Origin of the sequence: Streptomyces sp. NBC_01439, assembly GCF_036227605.1 — a bacterium.
Lineage (GTDB): Bacteria > Actinomycetota > Actinomycetes > Streptomycetales > Streptomycetaceae > Streptomyces.
Genome location: NZ_CP109487.1, coordinates 8,117,165 through 8,137,998 on the forward strand (window position 1 = coordinate 8,117,165; position 20,834 = coordinate 8,137,998).

A 20,834-nucleotide genomic window follows, 5' to 3' on the forward strand; every position below is an offset into this window, starting at 1 on the left:
CCGGACCCGTCGGTCCCGCGACAACGTTCCTGCATGCACGACGAGTCGAGGATGCGTGAACCGTGACAACCCATGAGATCCACCCGGTGCTGGGAGTGGGGTTCGGACCCGCGAACCTCTCCCTGGCGGTCGCGCTCGAAGAGCGCGGCCGCGCCGGCCTGGCCCACTTCATCGAGCGGGCCCCCGAGTTCCAGTGGCAGCAAGAACAGCTGCTCCCGGGCGCGGACATCCAGAACAACCCCTTCCGCGACCTGGCCATGCAGCGCAACCCGGACAGCCCGCACACCTTCGTCAAGTATCTCGCCGCACGCGGTGACCTGACGGACTACCTCCACCTGAACGCCAAGTTCCCGCTGCGCAGGGAGTACTCGGGCTACCTCGCCTGGGTCGCCGAAGCCTTCCGCGACCAGGTGGACTACGGTCGGTCGGCCGTGCACCTCTCGCTCGTCGAGGACGACGACGGAAGCGAGCTGTTCTGCGTCGACACCGACGACGGCGGCCGCTATCTGTGCCGCAGCGTCTCCGTGGGCACCGGGCGCTCGCCCCGGATCCCGTACGTGTTCCAGAAGGGCCTGGGGGAGAGCGTCTTCCACTCCACCCAGTACCTCTCCTCCATGGAGCGCTTCAAGGACAAGGCGATCCGGGTCGCCGTCGTCGGGGCCAGCCAGAGCGCCATCGAGATCATCCTCGACCTGCTGGGCCGCCCCAACGTGCGCCAGGTGACCGCGGTCCACCGCAGCATCGGGTTCCGGCTCAAGGACACCAGCCCCTACAGCAGGCAGGTCTTCCTCCCCCAGTTCGTCGACTACTTCCACCCGCTGCCCAGTGCCAAGAAGCGCCGCCTGCGCGACGAACTGCGGTCCATCAACTACGCGGCCTGCGACCAGGACGTGATAGACCGTCTCGTCGGCGTGCAGCGCGAGTACGACCTGACGGGCTCCGACCGGCTCGTGATGCAACCCTTCCAGGAGGCCGTCATCAGCAGGCCGCACGGCCAGGGGCACCGGATGGTCCTGCGCGACATCAACCACCTCACCGAGGAGACCCTCGACACCGACGTCGTCATCCTGGCGACCGGCTTCAGGGACTTCGGCGGCGAACCGGGCGATGAGCCGTACCACCCGCTCCTGGAAGGCATCGCCCACCGTCTGCCGCTCGACGAGGACGGCGCCCCCGTCGTCGCGCGGGACTACTCGATCGAGCTGAAGACGGAGGCAGGCACACCGCGGCCCCTCAAGGTCTATCTCAACGGGCTCTGCGAGGCGAGCCACGGCATGGGCGACGCCGGCGCGCTGGCCATGCTCTCGGTACGGGCGACCGACATCGTCGACTCGATCCTGAGCCACGACCACGAGAAGCCGCTGGCCGCCGGGATCGCACCGTGACCCGGTCCGTCCCCACCACCGCCGACGTCGCCGTCGTCGGCGGCGGGATCATCGGGCTCGCCACCGCCGAGAGGCTGAGCGCCCGCGGTCTCGCCGTCGCCGTCATCGACCCGGCAGGCATCGCCGGAGGCGCCACGGGCGCCTCCGGCGGGCTGGTCCGCGCCTTCGACCTGTCCGCGTCCCGACGGCGGTCGGCCGCCGCCGGCCTGGACGTCTACCTGCGCCGGGGTCACCGCGGGACCTGGCCCGCGATGAGCCGGCAGGGCAGCCTGAGCCTCGTGGCGCGCGGCGACCTCCCGCAGGCCGCGGCGGCCGTTGCGGACCTCGGCGCCGCCGGACACGAAGCGGAGATCCTCACCGCCCGGGAACTCGCCACCCGCTTCCCCGCCCTCGACGTGCCCGACGACCTGGTCGCGGTCCACGAACCGAACGCGGGCTGGCTCCCCGTCGGACCGCTGGCCCACGCCATGGCACGCGACGCGGGCCCCCGGCTCCGACTGATCGCGGCACGCGCCACCCACCTGCTCACGTCCGGCTCGCGCGTCACCGGGGTCCACACCACCGCCGGACCCGTGCAGGCCCGGGGCGTCCTGCTGGCGGCGGGCGCGGCCAGCACCTCCCTGGCCGCGAGCGTCGGCGTCCACCTGCCCCTGCGTACCCGGGCCGTCGGCTACTGCCTGTTCCGGGTCGCCGAACCGGCGCACCTCACCACGCTCCCCACCCTCGTGGACACCACCACGGGCGCCTGGCTGCGCCCGTGGGGATCGGACTCACTGGTCCTCGCGGGAGTCTCCTCGCAGGAGACCGACGTACCCGAGACCGTCAGGCCGGGCGTGTCGGTGCACGAGGAGGAGCGCGTTCGCGCGGTCCTCCGCCACCGCTACCCGCACCTGGCCACGGCCCCGGTCACGGGCGGGGTCACCGCGTACGACGCCCTGGCACCGACCGGGAACGGCGAGGTCACCGTGCGGTCCGAACTCGACGGTCTCGTCACCGCGACCGGCTGGAACGGCGGCGGGTTCAAACGGGCACCGGCGATCGGCGAGCTCGCGGCCGCCCGCCTCGAGGAGGTGGCCGCCCGATGACGGCCACCGTCCGCCTCAACCCCACCGACGAGATGCTCCACCGCGCCGCCGACACCCTCGGCTCCAGCAGGATCGTGCAGGTGCTGTGGACGTTCCGGGACCCGGTCCCCGTCACAGCGCTACGAGCCGCGTGGGACGGCCTGGACCAGGGGTGGCTGAGCCGCCGCGCCCGGAGCTCGCCCGTCCCCGGGGCACGCCGCAGCTGGGTGCCGGCCAGGAACGAGGAAGCCCTCGGCATCACCTCGACGCCGCTGACCGACGCCACCCTGGGCGACTGGATCGACGCCCAGGTCAAGGCTCCGCTCCTGCCCGGCAGCTCCGCCCTGTGGCGGCTGGCCGCGGCCCCGTACGGTGCGGGCACACTCGTCTCGCTGACCGTTCCCCACTTCCGCTGCGACGGGCTCGGCATCTTCCGCGCCATCGGCTCGGGCGGTGACGACACCCCTGACGACACCCACCGCCCGACCGCCGGCCCCGGCCTGCTCGACGACCTGGCCGACCTGGCACAGCAGACGCTCCGCGGCGGCCTGGCTGCCGCGCGCTGGCTCCCGGCGACCCTGACGAACCCGGAACGGCTCGACCGGATCAGGACCGCGCTGCGGCCCCCGGACCGTCCCGAACCCCCCGCCGAACCGCGCTTCTTCACCTCTGCGATCTTCGAGACGGACGCCGCCCGGTGGGACCAGCAGGCGGACGCGTTCGGCGGGACGACCAACAGCCTCTTCGTCGAGATCGCCGCCAACCTCGTCCGGACGGCAGGGGCGGGCGACCCGTCCGAACCGTTCGACGTCGGCATCCCCGTGAGCCTGCGGCGGTCCGACCAGGACGCCCGGGCCAATGCCCTGGTCGTGATGCCGTTGACCGTGCCGGGCGGCCACGCCCGGCACCAGAGCCTTCGGCAGACCCGACGGGCCACGAGGGAGCTGCTCCGCACCACGGGCGAGCACAGCGGCACGCTCGTCCCGGAACCCCTGTGGCACCTCCTCCCGGAGCGCCACGCCCACCGGCTCAAGAACCCCGGGGCGCAGCAGACCACCGTCGTCGCCTCCAACTTCGGCCGGACCCCCGAGGCGATCGCCCGGTTCACCGGGCAGGAGGCCGCCGGCATCGCCGTCCGCACCATGAACGTGCCCGGCGTCCGGCCGGACCGGGCCCGTCTGCGCGCCTCGCTCTGCCTCCTGCGGACCGGGGACCGGCTGACCGTCACCGTGACCGGCATCCCCGACCGTTTCGGTGACGCCACGTCCTTGCGACGCCTCGTCGGCGAAGAGCTGGAGTCCTGGGGACTCACCGTCCGGAGATGGTGGGGAGAACCCACGTCGCACCTTAGGAAGGAGTCCTGACGCGATGCCCACTGTTCCTGCGGCGGCGCTACCGGACCGCTGGTTCCGCACCACGCCCGATTCCGCCCTGCTGCCGGGCCCGCGCCTGCTGGCCCGCTCCCTCATCGACGTCTCGGTCCTCGACGAGCGCATCCGCTCCTACGAGCGGCTCACCGGGATCCCTGCCGACCTGAGGATGCCGATACCCGACTTCGGCGGGCTGGAGCTCGCGGCGGTCGGGAACATGCTCCTGATCGCCAGCGCCCGGCCCTTCACCGACATCCAGCGCCGGACGGCCTACTCCGTGATCGTGCCCTCGCTCGACGGTGCGCTGAGCCGCCTGGACCAGGTCGGCGCCACCGTGCTGGAACCCCCGGAGCGGATCCTGCCGGGCGCCCGAGCCCGCGTCCGCTTTCCTGACGGTGCGATCGCCGAGCTCGTGGAGCACCGCCCGAACCCGGGCGAGCAGCCCCGTCCCCCGGAGCGCCGAGGATCAGGACACCCGGGGGTGCGGCTGCTCCTCCGCAAGGCGGTGAGCCGGAGCGTGTTCGCCTCCCTCGTCCGCCTCTACGAGACGGCCCTCGGCCTCGACCGCGACACCCACCTCCGGGTGGGGACCCGCGGCGGCATCGAGCTGGCCACCGTCGGGAACCTGCTCGTCGTCGGCACGGACGGCCCGGAAAGCACCCGCGCGTCGGACGTCCGGCTGGCCCTGGTGACCTCCGCGCCGGAGGACATCCCGGTCGCCGTGCCGCTGGGAACACCCGGCGGCCACCGACTCGTCCAGCTGGAGGACGGCTCCGTCGCCGAGGTCTGGGACAGCGCCGTCGGATTCCACGACGCGCCCGCAGCTCCCGCGCGGGGCACGGCCGGGACCGATGTCGCATGACCGTCGACCACGAGGTCCGTCGTCTGGATCGGGTGGTCATCCGCTTCGCGGGTGACTCCGGCGACGGCATGCAGCTGACGGGTGACCGCTTCACCTCGGAGACGGCGTCCTTCGGGAACGACCTCTCCACGCTGCCGAACTTCCCGGCCGAGATCAGGGCACCCGCCGGAACCCTGCCGGGCGTCTCCTCCTTCCAGCTGCACTTCGCCGACCACGACATCCTGACTCCGGGCGACGCACCGAACGTGCTGGTCGCGATGAACCCCGCCGCCCTCAAGGCCAACATCGGGGACGTGCCGCGCGGTGGCGAGATCATCGTCAACACCGACGAGTTCGCCCAGCGCGCCATGGCCAAGGTCGGCTACGCGACCTCGCCCCTCGAGGACGGCTCGCTGGACGGATACCGGGTCCACCCCGTGCCGCTGACCACGCTGACCGTCGAGGCGCTCAAGGAGTTCGGCCTGTCCCGGAAGGAGGCCGAGCGCTCCAAGAACATGTTCGCGCTCGGGCTGCTCTCCTGGATGTACCACCGGCCGACCGAGGGCACCGAGACCTTCCTGCGGCAGAAGTTCGCGAAGAAGCCGCAGATCGCCGAGGCCAACGTCGCCGCCTTCCGGGCCGGCTGGAACTTCGGCGAGACCACCGAGGACTTCGCCGTCTCCTACGAGGTCGCCCCCGCGACCCGGGCCTTCCCCACCGGCACGTACCGGAACATCTCGGGGAACCTGGCCCTCTCGTACGGCCTGATCGCCGCCTCCCGCCGGGCGGACCTGCCGCTGTACCTGGGCTCGTACCCCATCACCCCGGCCTCGGACATCCTCCACGAGCTCAGCAAGCACAAGAACTTCGGTGTCCGCACCTTCCAGGCCGAGGACGAGATCGCCGCCGTCGGCGCCGCCCTCGGGGCCGCCTTCGGCGGCGCGCTCGGCGTGACCACCACGTCCGGCCCCGGCGTGGCGCTCAAGTCCGAGACGATCGGGCTCGCGGTCTCCCTGGAGCTGCCGCTGCTGATCGTCGACATCCAGCGCGGCGGCCCGTCCACCGGGCTGCCCACCAAGACCGAGCAGGCCGACCTGCTCCAGGCGATGTACGGCCGCAACGGCGAGGCGCCGGTCCCGATCGTCGCCCCGAAGACGCCCGCCGACTGCTTCGGCGCGGCGATCGAGGCGGCCCGGATCGCCCTGACCTACCGCACGCCGGTCCTCCTGCTCTCCGACGGCTACCTCGCCAACGGGTCCGAGCCCTGGCGCATCCCGGACGTCGACGAACTCCCGGACCTGCGGACACAGTTCGCCACCGGCCCGAACCACGAGCTGGCCGACGGCACCGAGGTCTTCTGGCCGTACAAGCGCGACCCGGAGACCCTCGCCCGACCGTGGGCCGTGCCCGGCACGCCAGGCCTCGAACACCGCATCGGCGGCATCGAGAAGCAGGACGGCACCGGCAACATCTCCTACGACCCGGCCAACCACGAGTTCATGGTCCGCACCCGGCAGGCCAAGGTCGACTGCGTCGAGGTCCCCGACCTCGAAGTCGACGACCCGGACGGCGCACGGACCCTGGTCCTCGGCTGGGGCTCGACCTACGGGCCGATCACGGCGGCCGTCCGCCGCGTCCGCCGGGAGAACGGCCACATCGCCCAGACCCACCTCCGGCACCTCAACCCCTTCCCGAAGAACCTCGGCGAGGTCCTGAAGCGGTACGAGAAGGTCGTCGTGCCCGAGATGAACCTGGGACAGCTCGCCACCCTCGTCCGGGCGAAGTACCTCGTCGACGCCCGCAGCCACACCCAGGTCAACGGAATGCCGTTCAAGGCCGAGCAGCTCGCCGCCGTTCTCAAGGAGGCCATCGATGAGTGAGCCCCTCCTCCACCTGGTCCCCCGGGCCGAGGCGCAGCAGTCGATGAAGGACTTCAAGTCGGACCAGGAGGTCCGCTGGTGCCCCGGTTGCGGTGACTACGCCGTGCTGGCCGCGGTTCAGGGCTTCATGCCCGAACTGGGCCTGGCGAAGGAGAACATCGTCTTCGTTTCGGGCATCGGCTGCTCCTCCCGCTTCCCGTACTACATGAACACCTACGGGATGCACTCCATCCACGGCCGCGCCCCGGCCATCGCCACCGGCCTCGCCACCTCCCGCCGCGACCTGTCCGTCTGGGTGGTCACCGGCGACGGCGACGCGCTGTCCATCGGCGGCAACCACCTCATCCACGCCCTCCGCCGCAACGTCAACCTCAAGATCCTGCTCTTCAACAACCGGATCTACGGGCTGACCAAGGGCCAGTACTCCCCCACCTCCGAGCTCGGCAAGATCACCAAGTCGACGCCGATGGGCTCGCTCGACGCACCCTTCAACCCGGTGTCGCTGGCGATCGGGGCCGAGGCCTCCTTCGTCGCCCGCACCGTCGACTCCGACCGCAAGCACCTCACCGAGGTGCTGCGGCAGGCGGCCGACCACCAGGGCACGGCGCTCGTGGAGATCTACCAGAACTGCAACATCTTCAACGACGGCGCCTTCGAGGTCCTCAAGGACAAGGACCAGGCCAAGGAGGCGGTCATCCGCCTCGAACACGGGCAACCGATCCGCTTCGGCGCCCAGAACGAGAAGGGCGTCGTCCGCGACCCGGCCACCGGCGAACTCCAGGTCGTCACGGTCACTTCGGAGAACGCCTCGCGGATCCTGGTCCACGACGCCCGCGCGACCACACCCACCACGGCCTTCGCCCTCTCCCGCCTGGCGGACCCGGACACCCTCCACCAGACCCCCATCGGGGTGTTCCGATCGGTGGAACGCCCCGTCTACGACACCCTCATGGCCGATCAGCTCGATGCCGCGGTGGAACGGTACGGAAAGAGCGACCTCGCCGCGCTGCTCGTGGGAAACGACACCTGGTCCGTCGTCGGCTGACACCCCGACGGACCACCGACACGGGAGGGAAACCCCATGGCCTACGTCATCGCTCAACCCTGCGTGGACATCAAGGACAAGGCCTGCCTGGACGAGTGCCCGGTGGACTGCATCTACGAGGGCCCGCGCAAGATGTACATCCAGCCGGACGAGTGCGTCGACTGCGGGGCGTGCGAGCCGGTCTGCCCGGTCGAAGCGGTCTTCTACGAGGACGACCTCCCGGAGGCCTTCGGCGAGTACCGCATCGCGGACCGCGAGGTGTTCGACGGCATCGGCCTGCCCGGCGGATCGCGCGATCACGCCCCGCTCGCCGCAGATCACGCTGTGGTCGACGCGGTGCCCGTGCCGTCCCAGACCTGAGCCGGCCGGCGCCGGATCCGGCTCCCGCGGCCCCTTTCGCCCTTTCCGTCCCATGAGCCTTTCACGGATCGAGTTCTCCCCATGGCCAAGCCCATAGTCCTCATAGCCGAAGAGCTCTCGCCCACGACGATCACCGCGCTCGGTCCCGACTTCGACGTCCGGCACTGCGACGGGACCGACCGGCCGGCCCTGCTGTCCGCCGTTGCCCACGCGGACGCCCTTCTGGTGCGCAGCGCGACCCGCGTGGACGCCCGGGTGATCGACGCCGCCCGCCGCCTCAAGGTCGTCGCGCGGGCCGGCGTCGGCCTGGACAACGTCGACGTCACCGCGGCCACAAAGGCCGGTGTCCTGGTCGTCAACGCCCCCCTCTCCAACGTCGTCAGCGCCGCCGAACTCACCTGCGGACTCCTGCTGTCCACGGCCCGCACCATCCCGCAGGCCGACTTCTCGCTCAAGAGCGGGGAGTGGGACCGGCAGAAGTACACCGGCGTCGAACTGGCCGAGAAGACCCTCGGGGTCATCGGTCTCGGCCGCATCGGCACCCTGGTGGCCCGGAGGATGTCCGCGTTCGGCATGCGGATCCTCGCCCACGATCCGTACGTCACGCAGGAGCGGGCCCTGCACGCGGGCGCACGCCTCGTACCGCTCGACAGGCTCCTGCGGGAGTCCGACTTCATCACCGTGCACCTGCCGAAGACACCAGAGACGGTGGGCTTCGTCGGCGAGCGGGAGCTGGGCATCGTCAAGCGGACCGTACGGATCGTCAACGCGGCACGTGGTGGCATCGTGGACGAGGAGGCGCTGGCCGCCGCCTTGAAGGACGGGCGCATCGCAGGGGCCGGGCTCGACACCTTCGCGGTGGAGCCGTGCACCGCCTCCCCGTTGTTCGGCCTCGACAACGTGGTGGTCACCCCGCACCTCGGCGCCTCCACCCACGAGGCCCAGGAGAAGGCCGGGACCTCCGTCGCCCACTCGGTGCGCCGTGCACTCGCGGGGGAGCTCGTGCCCGACGCGGTGAACGCCCCCGGAGGTCCCGTCGCGGAGGAGGTCCACCCCTACCTGGCCCTCGCCGACGACCTCGGCCACGTCTTCACCGAGCTCGCGGGTCGCCGGGCCGCCACGCACCTGGAGATCGAGGTCCGCGGCGAGGTGACCCGACGGGACGTCACGGTCCTGGAGGCCGCCGCGCTCCGAGGGATCCTCGCCGAACTCGTCCCCACGAAGCCCTCGCTGGTGAACGCGTCGGAACTCGCCCGTGAGATCGGCGTCTCCGTGCGCTTTTCGACCAGTTCCGAGAGTCTGGACCATCGCAACGTCGTTGCCGTCCGCGGCGTCCTGCCGGACGGCAGGCCGCTGGTCGTCGCCGGCGCCCTGTCCGCCCGGAAGGGCACCCACAAGCTGGTCGAGATCGGCGAGTGCGACATCGATCTGGACCTCACGGACCGCATGCTCTTCCTCTGGTACACCGACGAACCCGGGGCCATCGGAAAGGCCGGACTGATCCTGGGCGCTGCCGGCGTCAACATCGCAGACATGGAGGTCGCCCGGTCCGGCGGCCGGGCGATGGCGGCCATGTCCGTCGACATCGACGTACCCGAGACCGTGGTGGGCAGCCTCGTATCGGCCCTCGACGAGGCGTCCGCCGGATTCGTTCGCCTCATGCCGTAGCGGACGGCGACCGCCGTCCCCCGCCCGCGGCCGCCCCGAGGACGCGCCCCCCACCCCGGCGCCGGCCGCACCCGTACTCCCCCGCTCCGCACGCGGAGCGGGGGAGTACGCACGAGGGGACAGCCCTTAGCAGCGGGGTGCCAAGGCGCGGCAGAACGCTCTGAACGCCGCCGCCCGACGCGTCAGCCGGACGCCTGCCGGACGTGCCAGGACGACGTCCAGTGGCCGAATCTCGTCCTTGATCCGGCGGATCACCAGGCCGCGCCCCTCGTAGCTGACGTCCGCGATGGGACGCTGTATGAGCAGCGAGTAGCCGACGCCCCGGGCGACGAGACTGCGCACCATCTCGAAGCTCTCCGTGCGGTGCCGGATGCGGGGAGACACTCCGGCGGAGCTCAGCACCTCGTTGAAGTAGCTCAGGCTGGGCGGGACATCGAGCGCGATCATGTCGTGATCGGCGAGGTCAGCGAGCTGGACCTCCGCCTTCTCCGCCAGCGGATGGGCGGGCGGCAGCAGGACGTACGGCTGGGTCGGGTACAGCGTGTCGTACTCGATACCGGCCTGGATGTCGACGCGGTAGAGGACCGCCAGCTCGCACGCCCCGTCGAGGAGGAACTGCTGCAGGTCGTTGAGCGAGCCCTCCACGAAGTCCAGGGTCACTTGGGGGTGGGCGGCCTGGAACTCCTCCAGGACGCGCGGCAGGAGGAACGGGGCGATCGTGGTGAAGCAGCCGATCACCAGGCGCCCCGAAGGGGCATTGCCCAGGTCACGCATGCCCGCCTGGAGCGCGTCGGCCCGGGCCAGCAGGGACCGGGCTTCGGGCAGGAGGAGCCGGCCGGCCTCGGTCAGCGTCAGCCCCTTCGCCTTGGAGCGTAGGAGCAGTTGCACGCCGATCTGTCGTTCGAGTTGGGAGATCGCGACCGACACCGCGCCTTGGGTCACGAACAGTTGCCGCGCCGCGCCCGTCATGGTTCCGGCCTCGGCGCACGCCACGAAGGCGTGCAGCCGGCGAAGGCTGATCCGTTCAGTCATTAGGAAATCCCATAACGCACCTCACCATTCCTTCGTTTTCAATTAGGCGACCATGGCGGAGACTTGGAGTACCAAGTCAAGGAGGTTTCGCAATGATGCCGATGAACGGAAAGGCCGGCTGCCCGGTGCATCACGGTTTCGACCCGCTTGGTGACGCCTACATCGCCGACCCGTATCCGATCCACACCGCGGTGCGGGAGGAGGCTCCGGCGTTCTACGCATCGGCCATCGACATGTGGGTGATAACCCGGTACGACGACATCGAGGCCGTTCTCAAGGACCCGGGGACCTTCTCCGCCCGGGTCGGTCAGAAGCCGGTGTTCCCTCTCTCGGGAGAGGCGCAGGAGATTTTGAAGAAAGGGTTCCGCGCCTACCCGGTGATGTCGGACTGCGACCCGCCGCGTCACACGCGCATTCGCAAGCACAACATGACGGGCTTCTCCCCGCGGCGCATCGCGTCGCTGGAGCCGAAGGTCTGGGCCAAGGCCACGGAGCTGGTGGACTCCATCAGGCCCGGGCAGGTGGACCTGGTCAACGCGCTGACCTATCCGCTTCCGGCGTACATGATCTTCACGTTCATCGGCTTCCCGGACGAGGACATGGACATGCTGAAGAGCTGGTGCGGAAACCGCATAGCCTTCAGCTGGGGACGCCCGAGCGCGGACGAGCAGCGCGAGATCGCCACCAACATGACGAACTACTGGGAGTACTGCGAGGATTTCGTCGCCAAGCGGGCCGCGGAACCGGTGGACGACTTCACCAGTGACCTGATCCGGATACGCCAGGAGAATCCCGACAGCCTGTCGCTCGAAGACATCACCAACGTCGCCTACGGGCTGAGCTTCGCCGGACACGAGACCACGACGAGTTTCACCGGGAACGCGATCCGACAGCTCCTGGCCAACCCCAAGCAGTGGGCCTCGATCTGTGCCGACCGCAGTCTCATCTCCAAGGCGGTTGAAGAAATCCTGCGGTACGACAGCAGCATTCCGGCCTGGCGGCGCATCACCACCAGGGCGGTGGACGTGGGCGGTGTCGAGATTCCTGCTCAGGCCAAGGTGCTGATCCTGCTCGGCGCGGCCAACCGGGACCCGAAGCACTTCGAGGAGCCCGAGACGTTCGACATCCACCGGGGCGATGCCCGCCGCCACCTCGCCTTCGGCAAGGGCATCCACTACTGCATCGGGGCCCCGCTCGCGCGGATGGAAGCCCGGATCGCCCTCGACCTGCTGGCGCAGCGGGCACCGGACATGCGGCTGGTGGAGGACCAGGACTTCGACTTCCCGGCGAACGTCTCCTTCCGCGGTCCCCGGAGCCTGCTCGTCGAATGGCCCGGATGACCCTCCGGGCCCGGAGCCGGACGGCACCCGGCGGGGCGGGACGCGCGCCCCACCGGGTGCCGCGGGTCCGGCGCGGCGGGTCACGGCCGGCCGCGCCGCTCAGTGATCAGCAAGGTCTGCAGGACCTGACCGCAGCCGCCCGTCGCGTCGTCGAGCTGCCCGACGGCGAGCCCCGATCCGTTCGGGCCGGCCGCGGTGTGCGAGCGCAGACACAGCCACTCCCCGACGGGATCCCGGTGCAGGGCAAGGGTCACATCTGTGTTGATGACGAGGTTCCTGTGATGGTCGAGCTCGAAGCCGACCGCCCAGCTGCTGTCGGCCACCGTGAGCGCCCGCGTCAGCGGTGAGTCCGGGGAGCCGGCAACCAAGGGGATGCGTTGCCGGGCCCAGGCGGTCCCCGGACCGAGCGTGTCGAAGCCCGCGCCGTCCTCGAAGCGCCACTCCATCGCCGCGATGTAGCCGTCCAGATGGGCGCCCGCCATGGTGTGCGGCGGCTGCGCCCCGGGCAGGGAGGGGGCGGGCGGGACGGGCCGCAATGCCGGAGTGTCCTCGGGGCTGGTGACGAGCCTCCAGGCCCGGGCCAGCAGCACCGGGACGTCGTCGGCGGTGATCTCCCCCTCCAGGGTCTCGACGTTGCCGCCGGACCGGACCGTCCGCACCTCGACCCGCAGGTCCGCGACCGGAACCGGGCGCAGCAGCTCCACGGTGACGCGGGCGATCCGCATGCCCGGCCGGCGGCCGTGGTGCTCCAGCGCCCGCCCGATCAGGGCGGACGGCGGACCGGCGTGCTGCGACTTCGCGCTCCACGGGCCCGCGGTGGCCGGGGTGCTCTCGAACCGGCCGTCCCCCAGGTCGTGGTAGAAGGCCGGGGGCAGCGCGTCGGGGAACGGAGCGAGCTCTGGGTTCACGGGTGTGCCTCCGGGTCCTGCCTCAGCGATTCGAGGCACTGTGGATGATGTCCGTCCGAGCCGCCCCGGCAAGTCTGCCCGTGTCCGACTGCGTCTCCTCGAGGGCGGTTCCCACCCGGAAGAGCACGGACTCTGCGAACGGGGCGGCGATCAGCTGAGCGCCGATGGGGAGTCCGGCGGAGTCCCTGCCGACCGGGAGCGAGAGTGCGGGGAATCCGGTGATGTTGGCGGGGGAGGAGAGCCGGACGTAGGCGTCGGTGACCGTCTCGGTGACGCCGTCCGGCCACCGCACGGTCTCCTGTCCTCGCCGCGCCGCCGTGATGGGGGAGGTCGGGGCGATGAGCAGGTCGATGCCGAGGAACAGCCGGCCCCACGCGCGGCTGATGAGGGACCGGGTGCGCTGGGCACGCAGGTAGTCCAGGGCGGACACGCGGTGTCCCGCCTCCAGGAGCAGCCGGATGTCCGGGCCGTAGAGGTCGGGTGTCGCGCGCAGGCCCTCCTCGTGGACCGCCGACGCCTCGGGGGCCATCAAGCCCCACTGCGTCGCCTCGACGTACTCGACGAGTGGCAGGTCCACGGGCATCACCGTCGCGCCGAGCTCCCGCAGCCGGTCGATCGTCGCGCGGACGGCGGCATCCACTTCCGGATCGACGCGGTCGAAGTAGTAGGTGCTGGGCACGCCGACGCGCAGCCCGCGCACGTTCGCCGGGGACGACGCGGGCGGGTCCGCCGGAGCGGAGACGCTGGCGGGGTCGGAGGGGTCGTGGCCGGCGAGCGTGCGCAGCACGAGGGCGGCGTCCCGCACGGTCCTGGTGAGGGGGCCGACGTGGTCCAGGGACCACGACAGGGGCGCCACCCCGTGGCGGGAGACCAGACCGTAGGTGGGCTTCAGGCCCACCATCCCGTTGAGCGCGGCCGGAATGCGGATCGATCCCCCGGTGTCCGTCCCCAGCGCGAACAGCGCGGTCCCGGCCGCCACGGCCACCGCCGAGCCGCCGCTGGAGCCTCCGGCGACGGCGTCCGCGTGCCACGGATTGGCCGTCTGCGGGGTGAGCAGTCCGTAAGCGAACTCGTGGGTGTGGGTCTTGCCGATCAGGATCGCGCCGGCGTCCGTGAGGCGCGCGGCCACCGTGCTGTCCCCGCCGGGCATCCGTCCCGCCCACGCGCGCGAACTGGCCGTGGTGGGGATCCCGGAGACGTCGATCAGGTCCTTGAGGCCGTACGGAATGCCGTGGAGCGGCCCGCGGTGGACGCCCTGGCGGATCTCCCGCTCCGCCCGTCGCGCGGCCCGTCGCGCACGGTCCGCCACGACGGTGACGTACGCGTGGAGCCGGTCCTCGACGGCCTCGCACCGGTCCAGGACGGAGTCGACGAGTTCCACGGGGGACAGCGCGCGGGCCGCCATGGCCGCCGCCGCGTCCTCGACGGTCAGCTCAAAGGGCTGCATCGAAGGCTCCCGGGGCCACGGGGCAGCGGTCGGTCGCCGCACGGAAGACCGGGGCCGGCGCGACGCCCGCCAGGTCCAGGGTCCGCAGTCGACCGAAGAGTTGAGCCAGTCGGGCGGCCAGTTCGGCCACGTCGCCGGGACGGACCTCCGTGGGCGGGGCGGGTCGCACGGTCGGACGGGACGGTCCCGTAGCGGCCATCATGGTTCCCTTCCGGGTGATCGGAGCCGGATGCCTTGGATCACGTGCGGAGCCGGGGACGGCGGGGCAGTCCGCGGCCCTCCCGTGCCGTACTGCCGCCTCCCTGCCGACGCGAAGGAGCCCGGTGGCCCCCGACGGGGGATTGAGGGGGCCACCGGGAGAGCGGGTGCCGTGCGCACGGCCGGTCACTGCCGGTCACGGCCGAGGCGCACGGCTGCGCGGGAACCGGGCCTACAGGTCGATCGTGACGCCGTAGGACTCCAGCCAGGCGTTGAGCCAGAGCGGAACCTCGAGGTCGATCCGGGTGATCTGGGTGCTGGCCGTGCTGATGCTGCCGTCGAGCCGGCCTCGGACACGGTCCTTGTCGAGGAGCGGCAGGATCGGCGCGTCACCACCGCTGAGCACCTCGGCGAGCCGGTCGCGGAGCTTCTTCTCGTAACCGGAGTCCTGCGTGCTCGGGTACGGCGCCTTCACGCGCTTCACGATCGACTCGGGCAGCATGTCGCGGGTGGCCGCGCGCAGCAGGCTCTTCTCCCGGCCGTCGAACGTCTTCATGGCCCAGGGCGCGTTGAACACGTACTCCACGAGGCGGTGGTCGCAGAACGGGACGCGGACCTCCAGCCCGACGGCCATGCTCATGCGGTCCTTGCGGTCGAGGAGGGTGTTGAGGAAGCGGGTCAGGTTGAGGTAGCTGATCTCCCTCATCCGCTTCTCCAGGCCCGTCTCGCCGGGGAGGACCGGCACCTCGGCGATGGCATCGCCGTAGCTAGACCGTCGATAGCCGGGGATGTCGAGCTTGCCCAGCAGTCCGCCGTCGAACAGCGGCGTCCCGTCGTAGAAGGGGCCGGGCGTCGAGGTGAGCCAGGGAAACGTCTCGGCCGTGAGGACCTCGGGATCGTGGAACCAGCTGTACCCGCCGAAGAGTTCGTCCGCGGACTCGCCGGACAGGGCCACGGTGGACCGCTCCCGAACCGCTTTGAAGAGCAGGTACAGGGAGGGCCACAGGTCGCCGTACCACATGGGCGGCAGGTCGGTGGCGTCGAGGACCGCGGCCCGGACGCCGGGGTCGCTCAGGTCGTCGCTGTTGAGCAGGATCTCCCTGTGCTCGGCCGCGACGTGCTGGGCCAGGTCGCGGACGAACGGAGCGTCCGGGGTGCTCCGCAGGGGGTCCGGTACGAAGTTCTCCGCGGCGCCGACGAAGTCGACGGAGAACGATCGCACCGGTCCGCCGCCCTGGGCGGCCAGGGCCTTGGCCGCCAGCGCGGTCACCGCGGAGGAGTCCAGGCCTCCGGAGAGCAGGCTGCACAGCGGGACGTCAGAGATCAGCTGCCTGCTGACGGTGTCGTCGAGGAGTCCGCGGACCGTCTCGATGGTCGTCTCCAGGGAGTCCGTGTGCTCCTTGGCCTCGAGCGCCCAATAGCGGCGCTTGACGAGCCCCTGGCGGCGGACACGGACCGTGTGCCCCGGCCGGATCTCGTACATCCCGGTGAAAATGGCGTGCTCGGGGGTCTTCACCATGTCGAGGAGCTCACGCAGGCCGTTCTCGTTCACCCGGCGCGGGATCTCCGGGTGGGCGAGGATGGCCTTGGGCTCCGAGCCGAACAGGACGCCGTTCGCCGTGGGGTAGTAGTACAGCGGCTTGACGCCCATCCGGTCGCGGACCAGGAGCAGCTCCTCGTTCCGGACGTCCCAGACGCCGAAGGCGAACATGCCGTTCAGCTTGTCGACGACGCCCTCGCCCCACTCCAGGTACCCCCGGAGGACCACCTCGGTGTCGCTCTCGGTACGGAAGCGGTGCCCGCGGGAGATCAGGTCCGCGCGCAGCTCGCGGTAGTTGTAGATCTCACCGCTGAAGGTCAGCACCGCCAGCGTGCGCCCGTCCTGTTCGGCGGTCATCGGCTGACGTCCGCCCTCCAGGTCGATGACGGAGAGACGACGGTGACCGATGGCGGCGTGCTGATCGATCCACACGCCTTCGGCGTCGGGACCGCGGCACGCCATCGTCTGTGTCATGGCGTCGACGATGGCGCGCTCCTGGGTGAGATCGCGCCCGTAATCTATCCAGCCCGCAATGCCGCACATAAGCGACGTTCTCCTTCGGTAGGCGATCGTGAGCACCTGGCTCATCGAGGTGGTCCGAGAAAGGGAGGTGGAGACACCTCTCGCCGGGCCGGCCCGCCGGAGCGGGCGCGACCGAGAGCGAGGGGGACAGCGGCGGAGCATGCGCCGGGGCGGACGGCCGCCCCGATCGCGGTGTGGCTAGGAGGCCTTGGGCCACGTGTACTTTCCGGCCCAGTGGGCCCAGGCCACGAGGACCATCAGGACGGCTGCCAGCCCGCCCAGGACCATGACCGCGGAGGGCGAGGAGCGGTCGAGGACAGCCCCTCCTACCAGGGCTCCGATGGAGATCGTGGCCTGGAAGGAGGCGGTGAAGAGGACCGAGGACGCCTCGGGGGAGTCCGGGGCGGCCTTGGAGAACCAGGTCTGGGAGCAGACCGGGACAGCGCCGTAGGCGACGCCCCAGACGACCAGTAGGGCCACTGCGCCGGCGTCCGAGCGCCCCAGGACGGGCAGGAGGAGGGTCGCGCCGGCGATCAGCGCGGCGGCCGCGGCGAAGGTGGACCGCGGGTAGCGTCCCACCGTGGCTCCGCCCAGGAAGTTGCCGGCGATGCCGGCCGCTCCGTAGATGAGCAGGTAGACCGTGATGAGACCCGAACCGACACGGGTCACCTGCTCCAGGAACGGGGTGACGTAGGTGTACGTGCCGAAGTGGGCGAGCACGACGAGGAAGGTCATGACCAGGGCGAAGCGGGTGTTGACGCTTCGGAGCATGCCGCCGAGGACGTCGAGGCGCGTCGCCCGGTCGGAAGGCAGGGGCGGGACGACCACGAGCAGCAGCACGAGGACGGCCAGCGTGAAGCCGCCCATGACGAGGAACGCCGTCCGCCAGCCTGCGACGTCACCGATGAACGTGCCCAGCGGCACGCCGAGTACGGAGCCGAGCGGTACGGCGGAGAAGATCACCGAGGTCGCGCGGCCCACGGACTTCGCGGGAACCAGCTGGCTGGCGAGTCCGGCGCCGATGGACCAGAATCCGCCGATGGTGATGCCCACCATGACGCGGGAGACCAGGACCAGCCAGTAGCTCGAAGCGACGGCCGCCAGGAAGTTGGCCAGCGCCAGCAGCAGGATGAACACACCCAGCATGACCCGCCGGTCGATGCGCCCCGTGGCCACCGTGACCACGGGGGCCGAGACCGCGGCGAGGAATCCTGGCATGGTCATCATGAGACCAGCCATTCCGTCCGAAATGGTGAAACTCGATCCGATCGACGTGAGAAGGCCGATCGGAAGAATCTCGGTCGTGACGATGGAGAAGATCCCTAGCATTATCGAAATGACGGCCAGCCAGGAGATGAACGGCGAGCGGTCCGTCGGTGCGGGGGATTGGACAGAAGTGGTGGTTGCTGTGGACATGAATCCCGTCCTGAGTTGGGCATCACATGCAGAGTTGCGTGATCTCTAGTCCAGCAGGAACGGGCACCATCTTCTGGCAGGTTCTCGACACCAACAACCGGCTCCTCGAGGCGTCGAGAGTGATCCGACTGCACCCACAGAGTCGCCGGGTCCGGTGTTTCAGCAGGTCAACGGATTGCTTCAGGTGTTGGAGCGGGCTGTTCGTCAGGATGCGGCGCGTGGGAGGCGCTGTGTGCCCCGCGACGACTTAGCCAAGTCGAGAAACTGTCCGCGAAGGAAAATCGTCACGCGATGGTTCACGTCGCAAACCTGCCAGACTGCGACTCGATTCGATGTTGTTCTGGTTCTCCCACGTCACATATCGTGCCGCTGCACCGCCGCAGTGGGCGTATCGGCCCGGCGAGGTCGTCTGCTGAATTGAGGAGAAGAGTGTTCGAGCCTGAAGAGGTAATCCGAAAGAACGTGCAGGAGAAAGCGGCGGGACTCGACCGCGACGGTGTCTCCGCACAGAGGCGAGAGGCGCAACGCAGGTACGACGCCAGCATGCCGGGGTATTGCGTCGAGCTGGTCATGCAACGGGAACAGCTGGACGAGTACGTCAAGGAATGGCAGCGCGTGCTTGACGAGATGACCGAGCGCGGCATCGAACGCTTCCTCCCCGTCGACGAGAAGGCCTGACGGGACGACACCGTCCGCATCCGATCCGTCGTGCACTGCGCACCGGACGCCGGACAGGAGCACGCGCGAGGCCGGAGCACACCTGCGCGGGTGCCCCGATGACGCACTCCTCGTCGTCAGGACTGGGCAGGCGGGGACGGCCGCCCGCCCAGCGAGGGGCCGGACAGGCCGGGCCGATCTCGTTGAACCGGAGGATGGCGTCGCGGACGGTGTCCTCGTCGGCCTGCTACAGTTGGGCGATCACCGGGACACGGTTCCCGCCGGCCGAGGCCAGCAGCTCGTGTGCTCAGGCGGCGTCGAAGCGCACCGCGAACGTGATGCTCGCACCGACGGCGCATCGTGCGATGTCCATTCGGTCGGTCAGCTCCCGGACGAGCCATAGCCCGTGGCCGCCGGGAGTGTCCAACGAGGGCAGTGCAAGTGGGATCATGTTCTCGTCGAAGCCGGGCCCCGTGTCGTTGACCTGGCAGCACAGACCGTCCGCACTTCGGAAGAGCCGGATGGTTCCCTCGCCTCCACCATGTCGTACGGCGTTGCACATCACCTCGTGCACGGCCAGGACGAACTGGGCGCGGCGCGCCTCGGTGAGGGTGGTCCGTGACGTGTGCAGATCTACCTGGACCCGTATCCTCGCCAGGTCCGCGGCGCAGAAGCGCGACTCCAGAAGCAGTTCTCCCTCTCCCTGCGCCGAGATCGTCTGTGCGGTCATCGCGCAGCTCCTTCGCTCTCGACCAGGACCACAGCCTCCACCTGAGCGGCCCCGAGGCGACGGAGCAGCTGTGCATGGAACGGGGAGCAGTGAACCTCCACGCGCTCCCGCAGGCCGCACCGTTGGACCTGCCGGAGTACTTCCGCAGCGCACGTGACGGACAGGAAGGTCACCGGCGTGAGATCGATCATCAGCGTCTCACCACGACCGGAGCCGGCGAGTGCGGCCTGGAAGGCCACGCTCCACTGCTCACGGGTCGACCAGTCCGCTTCCCCGACCAGTCGCAGCCCATGGTCGAAATGGGTAGCGCCCAGTTGCCCGGGCTGCTCCAGCAGGGCGACGGGATGCCCCACGCGCATGGCCTCGACGGTCTCAGGAGTGAAGCGGCGGCGGTCGTACGTGCAGATCTCGGCGTACAGGCGGTCCTCGAACAAGGCTTCCGCATGGGTCTCGCGGTGCATCACGCCCTCTATGTCCATCGCCAGATCCTGTACCCAGGCCATGTCGATGATCGACCGCAGGCCGGCGAACCCCTCGACGATCGCCTGCTCCGTCTCCTCCCGCAGGCGCCCCATCTGTCTCTCCGCGGTGAAACGTCGTTGGGGACGGATCAGCTCGCGCATGCTCGTGAACTCCAGCTGACCGCGATCCCGCTCCGCCTCGTACAACTCCGCGTGAGGAAACAACCGCTGGAACACTTCGTCCTCCGGCACAGCAGGATCGGCCAGCACGATGACCTTCTCACCACGTGCCAATCCGAGCTGCGCGAAGACTCCCAGCACACCCCAGCGCGTCGCGTCGTCCGCGTAGTGCGCAAAAGCGTGATCCCCCAGCCGCATCTGCTCCACAGCCAGAGTGTGAGCATCCACTTCAACGGCCACAGCCACCCCCTCAGCCCGATCGCCGTCACCAGCTCGATGAAGAGCCGACACAGCCTCTAGATGGACAGTGACCGTATAGCGCGATCACCCCGGGAGGGGCGGCAGGACCACTACCGATCGAAGCCGACACAGAAATACCCGAGCCCGACACAAAAGCACCGCCCTCACCCGCCGGCGACCAAGCCGCTGTTCGGCGGGGAAGGCAGGCTCCGGTGTCGGCGTACGCCTGAACGTGCTCAACCCCGTACAGGTGAACGTGCTCCGTTGACGATGCGGTGACCACGAGCTCGCGCCGGTCCGCAAGGGGCGGTCGGCGGCGTCGGGCGGCCGGGGCGTCGGAGAGCGGATGGACAGCGGTGATCACGGGTGCGAGGAGTCCGTCGAGGGCCAGCCGGGCGGACCGTTCCAGGTTCTCGCGGTCGACGCGGCGCTCGACGAAACGCCCGCTCAGACCGTCGGTCGGCATCCGGCGCCGCCGCGCGCCCAGCACGGACCCGGCCGGGCACTCTCCCCTGCCACGGCACGCCGTCCCGCGGCGCTCCGCACCCTT

General features: G+C 70.2%; 19 protein-coding genes. 11 read left to right on the plus strand and 8 right to left on the minus strand.

Features of this window, described 5'->3' with window-relative positions; translation table 11 throughout:
* Positions 1 to 62: 62 nt before the first annotated feature.
* From OG207_RS36930 to serA, 8 genes are all read left to right on the plus strand, one after another.
* Complete coding sequence (locus OG207_RS36930) at positions 63 to 1,385, plus strand: SidA/IucD/PvdA family monooxygenase (protein ID WP_329104949.1); 1,323 nt, start codon at positions 63 to 65, stop codon at positions 1,383 to 1,385.
* Positions 1,382 to 2,470 (plus strand): NAD(P)/FAD-dependent oxidoreductase, encoded by a 1,089-nt coding sequence (locus tag OG207_RS36935; protein WP_329104951.1) that lies wholly within the window; start codon positions 1,382 to 1,384, stop codon positions 2,468 to 2,470. Before OG207_RS36930 ends, OG207_RS36935 begins: the two co-directional genes overlap by 4 nt.
* Positions 2,467 to 3,813 carry a hypothetical protein gene (locus OG207_RS36940; RefSeq protein WP_329104953.1) on the plus strand — a complete coding sequence of 449 codons (1,347 nt, stop codon included), beginning with the start codon at positions 2,467 to 2,469 and terminating at the stop codon, positions 3,811 to 3,813. The genes OG207_RS36935 and OG207_RS36940 overlap by 4 nt, the downstream gene beginning before the upstream one ends.
* 4 nt (positions 3,814 to 3,817) lie before the next feature.
* The gene (locus OG207_RS36945) at positions 3,818 to 4,681 is read left to right on the plus strand and encodes a VOC family protein (protein WP_329104955.1); all 864 of its coding nucleotides are present in this window, start codon (positions 3,818 to 3,820) and stop codon (positions 4,679 to 4,681) included.
* A complete protein-coding gene (locus tag OG207_RS36950; protein ID WP_329104957.1) occupies positions 4,678 to 6,540 on the plus strand; it encodes a 2-oxoacid:acceptor oxidoreductase subunit alpha in 1,863 nt (620 codons plus the stop codon). Before OG207_RS36945 ends, OG207_RS36950 begins: the two co-directional genes overlap by 4 nt.
* Positions 6,533 to 7,585, plus strand: coding sequence for a 2-oxoacid:ferredoxin oxidoreductase subunit beta (locus OG207_RS36955; protein WP_329104959.1), 1,053 nt, complete (start codon positions 6,533 to 6,535; stop codon positions 7,583 to 7,585). The genes OG207_RS36950 and OG207_RS36955 overlap by 8 nt, the downstream gene beginning before the upstream one ends.
* Positions 7,586 to 7,621: 36 nt before the next feature.
* The gene (gene fdxA / locus OG207_RS36960; RefSeq protein WP_329104961.1) at positions 7,622 to 7,945 is read left to right on the plus strand and encodes a ferredoxin; all 324 of its coding nucleotides are present in this window, start codon (positions 7,622 to 7,624) and stop codon (positions 7,943 to 7,945) included.
* A gap of 81 nt (positions 7,946 to 8,026) precedes the next feature.
* Positions 8,027 to 9,613, plus strand: a complete 1,587-nt coding sequence (gene serA / locus OG207_RS36965) for a phosphoglycerate dehydrogenase (RefSeq protein WP_329104963.1) — start codon at positions 8,027 to 8,029, stop codon at positions 9,611 to 9,613.
* Positions 9,614 to 9,739: 126 nt separating this feature from the next.
* On the opposite strand, the gene OG207_RS36970 is transcribed toward serA, so the two are convergent.
* Positions 9,740 to 10,645 (minus strand): LysR family transcriptional regulator, encoded by a 906-nt coding sequence (locus tag OG207_RS36970; RefSeq protein WP_329104965.1) that lies wholly within the window; start codon positions 10,643 to 10,645, stop codon positions 9,740 to 9,742.
* 92 nt (positions 10,646 to 10,737) lie between these two features.
* Between OG207_RS36970 and OG207_RS36975 the strand changes: the two genes are divergently transcribed.
* The gene (locus OG207_RS36975; protein WP_329104967.1) at positions 10,738 to 11,985 is read left to right on the plus strand and encodes a cytochrome P450; all 1,248 of its coding nucleotides are present in this window, start codon (positions 10,738 to 10,740) and stop codon (positions 11,983 to 11,985) included.
* An 80-nt stretch (positions 11,986 to 12,065) separates the two neighbouring features.
* Here the strand turns inward: OG207_RS36975 and OG207_RS36980 are convergent, their stop codons facing one another.
* The 5 genes from OG207_RS36980 to OG207_RS37000 form a co-directional block, all read right to left on the minus strand.
* Complete coding sequence (locus tag OG207_RS36980; RefSeq protein ID WP_329104969.1) at positions 12,066 to 12,893, minus strand: thioesterase family protein; 828 nt, start codon at positions 12,891 to 12,893, stop codon at positions 12,066 to 12,068.
* Positions 12,894 to 12,915: 22 nt separating this feature from the next.
* Positions 12,916 to 14,340, minus strand: a complete 1,425-nt coding sequence (locus OG207_RS36985) for an amidase (protein WP_329104970.1) — start codon at positions 14,338 to 14,340, stop codon at positions 12,916 to 12,918.
* Positions 14,327 to 14,509, minus strand: coding sequence for a hypothetical protein (locus OG207_RS36990; RefSeq protein ID WP_329104972.1), 183 nt, complete (start codon positions 14,507 to 14,509; stop codon positions 14,327 to 14,329). Before OG207_RS36990 ends, OG207_RS36985 begins: the two co-directional genes overlap by 14 nt.
* 261 nt (positions 14,510 to 14,770) lie before the next feature.
* Positions 14,771 to 16,621, minus strand: a complete 1,851-nt coding sequence (gene asnB / locus OG207_RS36995; RefSeq protein WP_329104974.1) for an asparagine synthase (glutamine-hydrolyzing) — start codon at positions 16,619 to 16,621, stop codon at positions 14,771 to 14,773.
* A 177-nt stretch (positions 16,622 to 16,798) separates the two neighbouring features.
* Positions 16,799 to 17,929: an MFS transporter gene (locus OG207_RS37000; RefSeq protein WP_329108143.1), complete on the minus strand. Its 1,131-nt coding sequence runs from the start codon at positions 17,927 to 17,929 to the stop codon at positions 16,799 to 16,801.
* Between OG207_RS37000 and OG207_RS37005 the strand changes: the two genes are divergently transcribed.
* Together OG207_RS37005 and OG207_RS37010 are read left to right on the plus strand one after the other, a co-directional pair.
* Positions 17,817 to 18,065, plus strand: a complete 249-nt coding sequence (locus OG207_RS37005; protein WP_329108312.1) for a hypothetical protein — start codon at positions 17,817 to 17,819, stop codon at positions 18,063 to 18,065. The two genes, OG207_RS37000 and OG207_RS37005, sit on opposite strands and share 113 nt — an antisense overlap.
* Before the next feature lie 380 nt (positions 18,066 to 18,445).
* Positions 18,446 to 18,694: a hypothetical protein gene (locus OG207_RS37010; RefSeq protein WP_329104976.1), complete on the plus strand. Its 249-nt coding sequence runs from the start codon at positions 18,446 to 18,448 to the stop codon at positions 18,692 to 18,694.
* Between the two features lie 286 nt (positions 18,695 to 18,980).
* Here OG207_RS37010 and OG207_RS37020 read toward each other — a convergent pair whose 3' ends face one another.
* Together OG207_RS37020 and OG207_RS37025 are read right to left on the minus strand one after the other, a co-directional pair.
* Complete coding sequence (locus tag OG207_RS37020; protein ID WP_329104978.1) at positions 18,981 to 19,403, minus strand: ATP-binding protein; 423 nt, start codon at positions 19,401 to 19,403, stop codon at positions 18,981 to 18,983.
* A complete protein-coding gene (locus OG207_RS37025; RefSeq protein WP_329108145.1) occupies positions 19,400 to 20,242 on the minus strand; it encodes an MEDS domain-containing protein in 843 nt (280 codons plus the stop codon). Before OG207_RS37025 ends, OG207_RS37020 begins: the two co-directional genes overlap by 4 nt.
* Positions 20,243 to 20,834 lie beyond the last annotated feature (592 nt).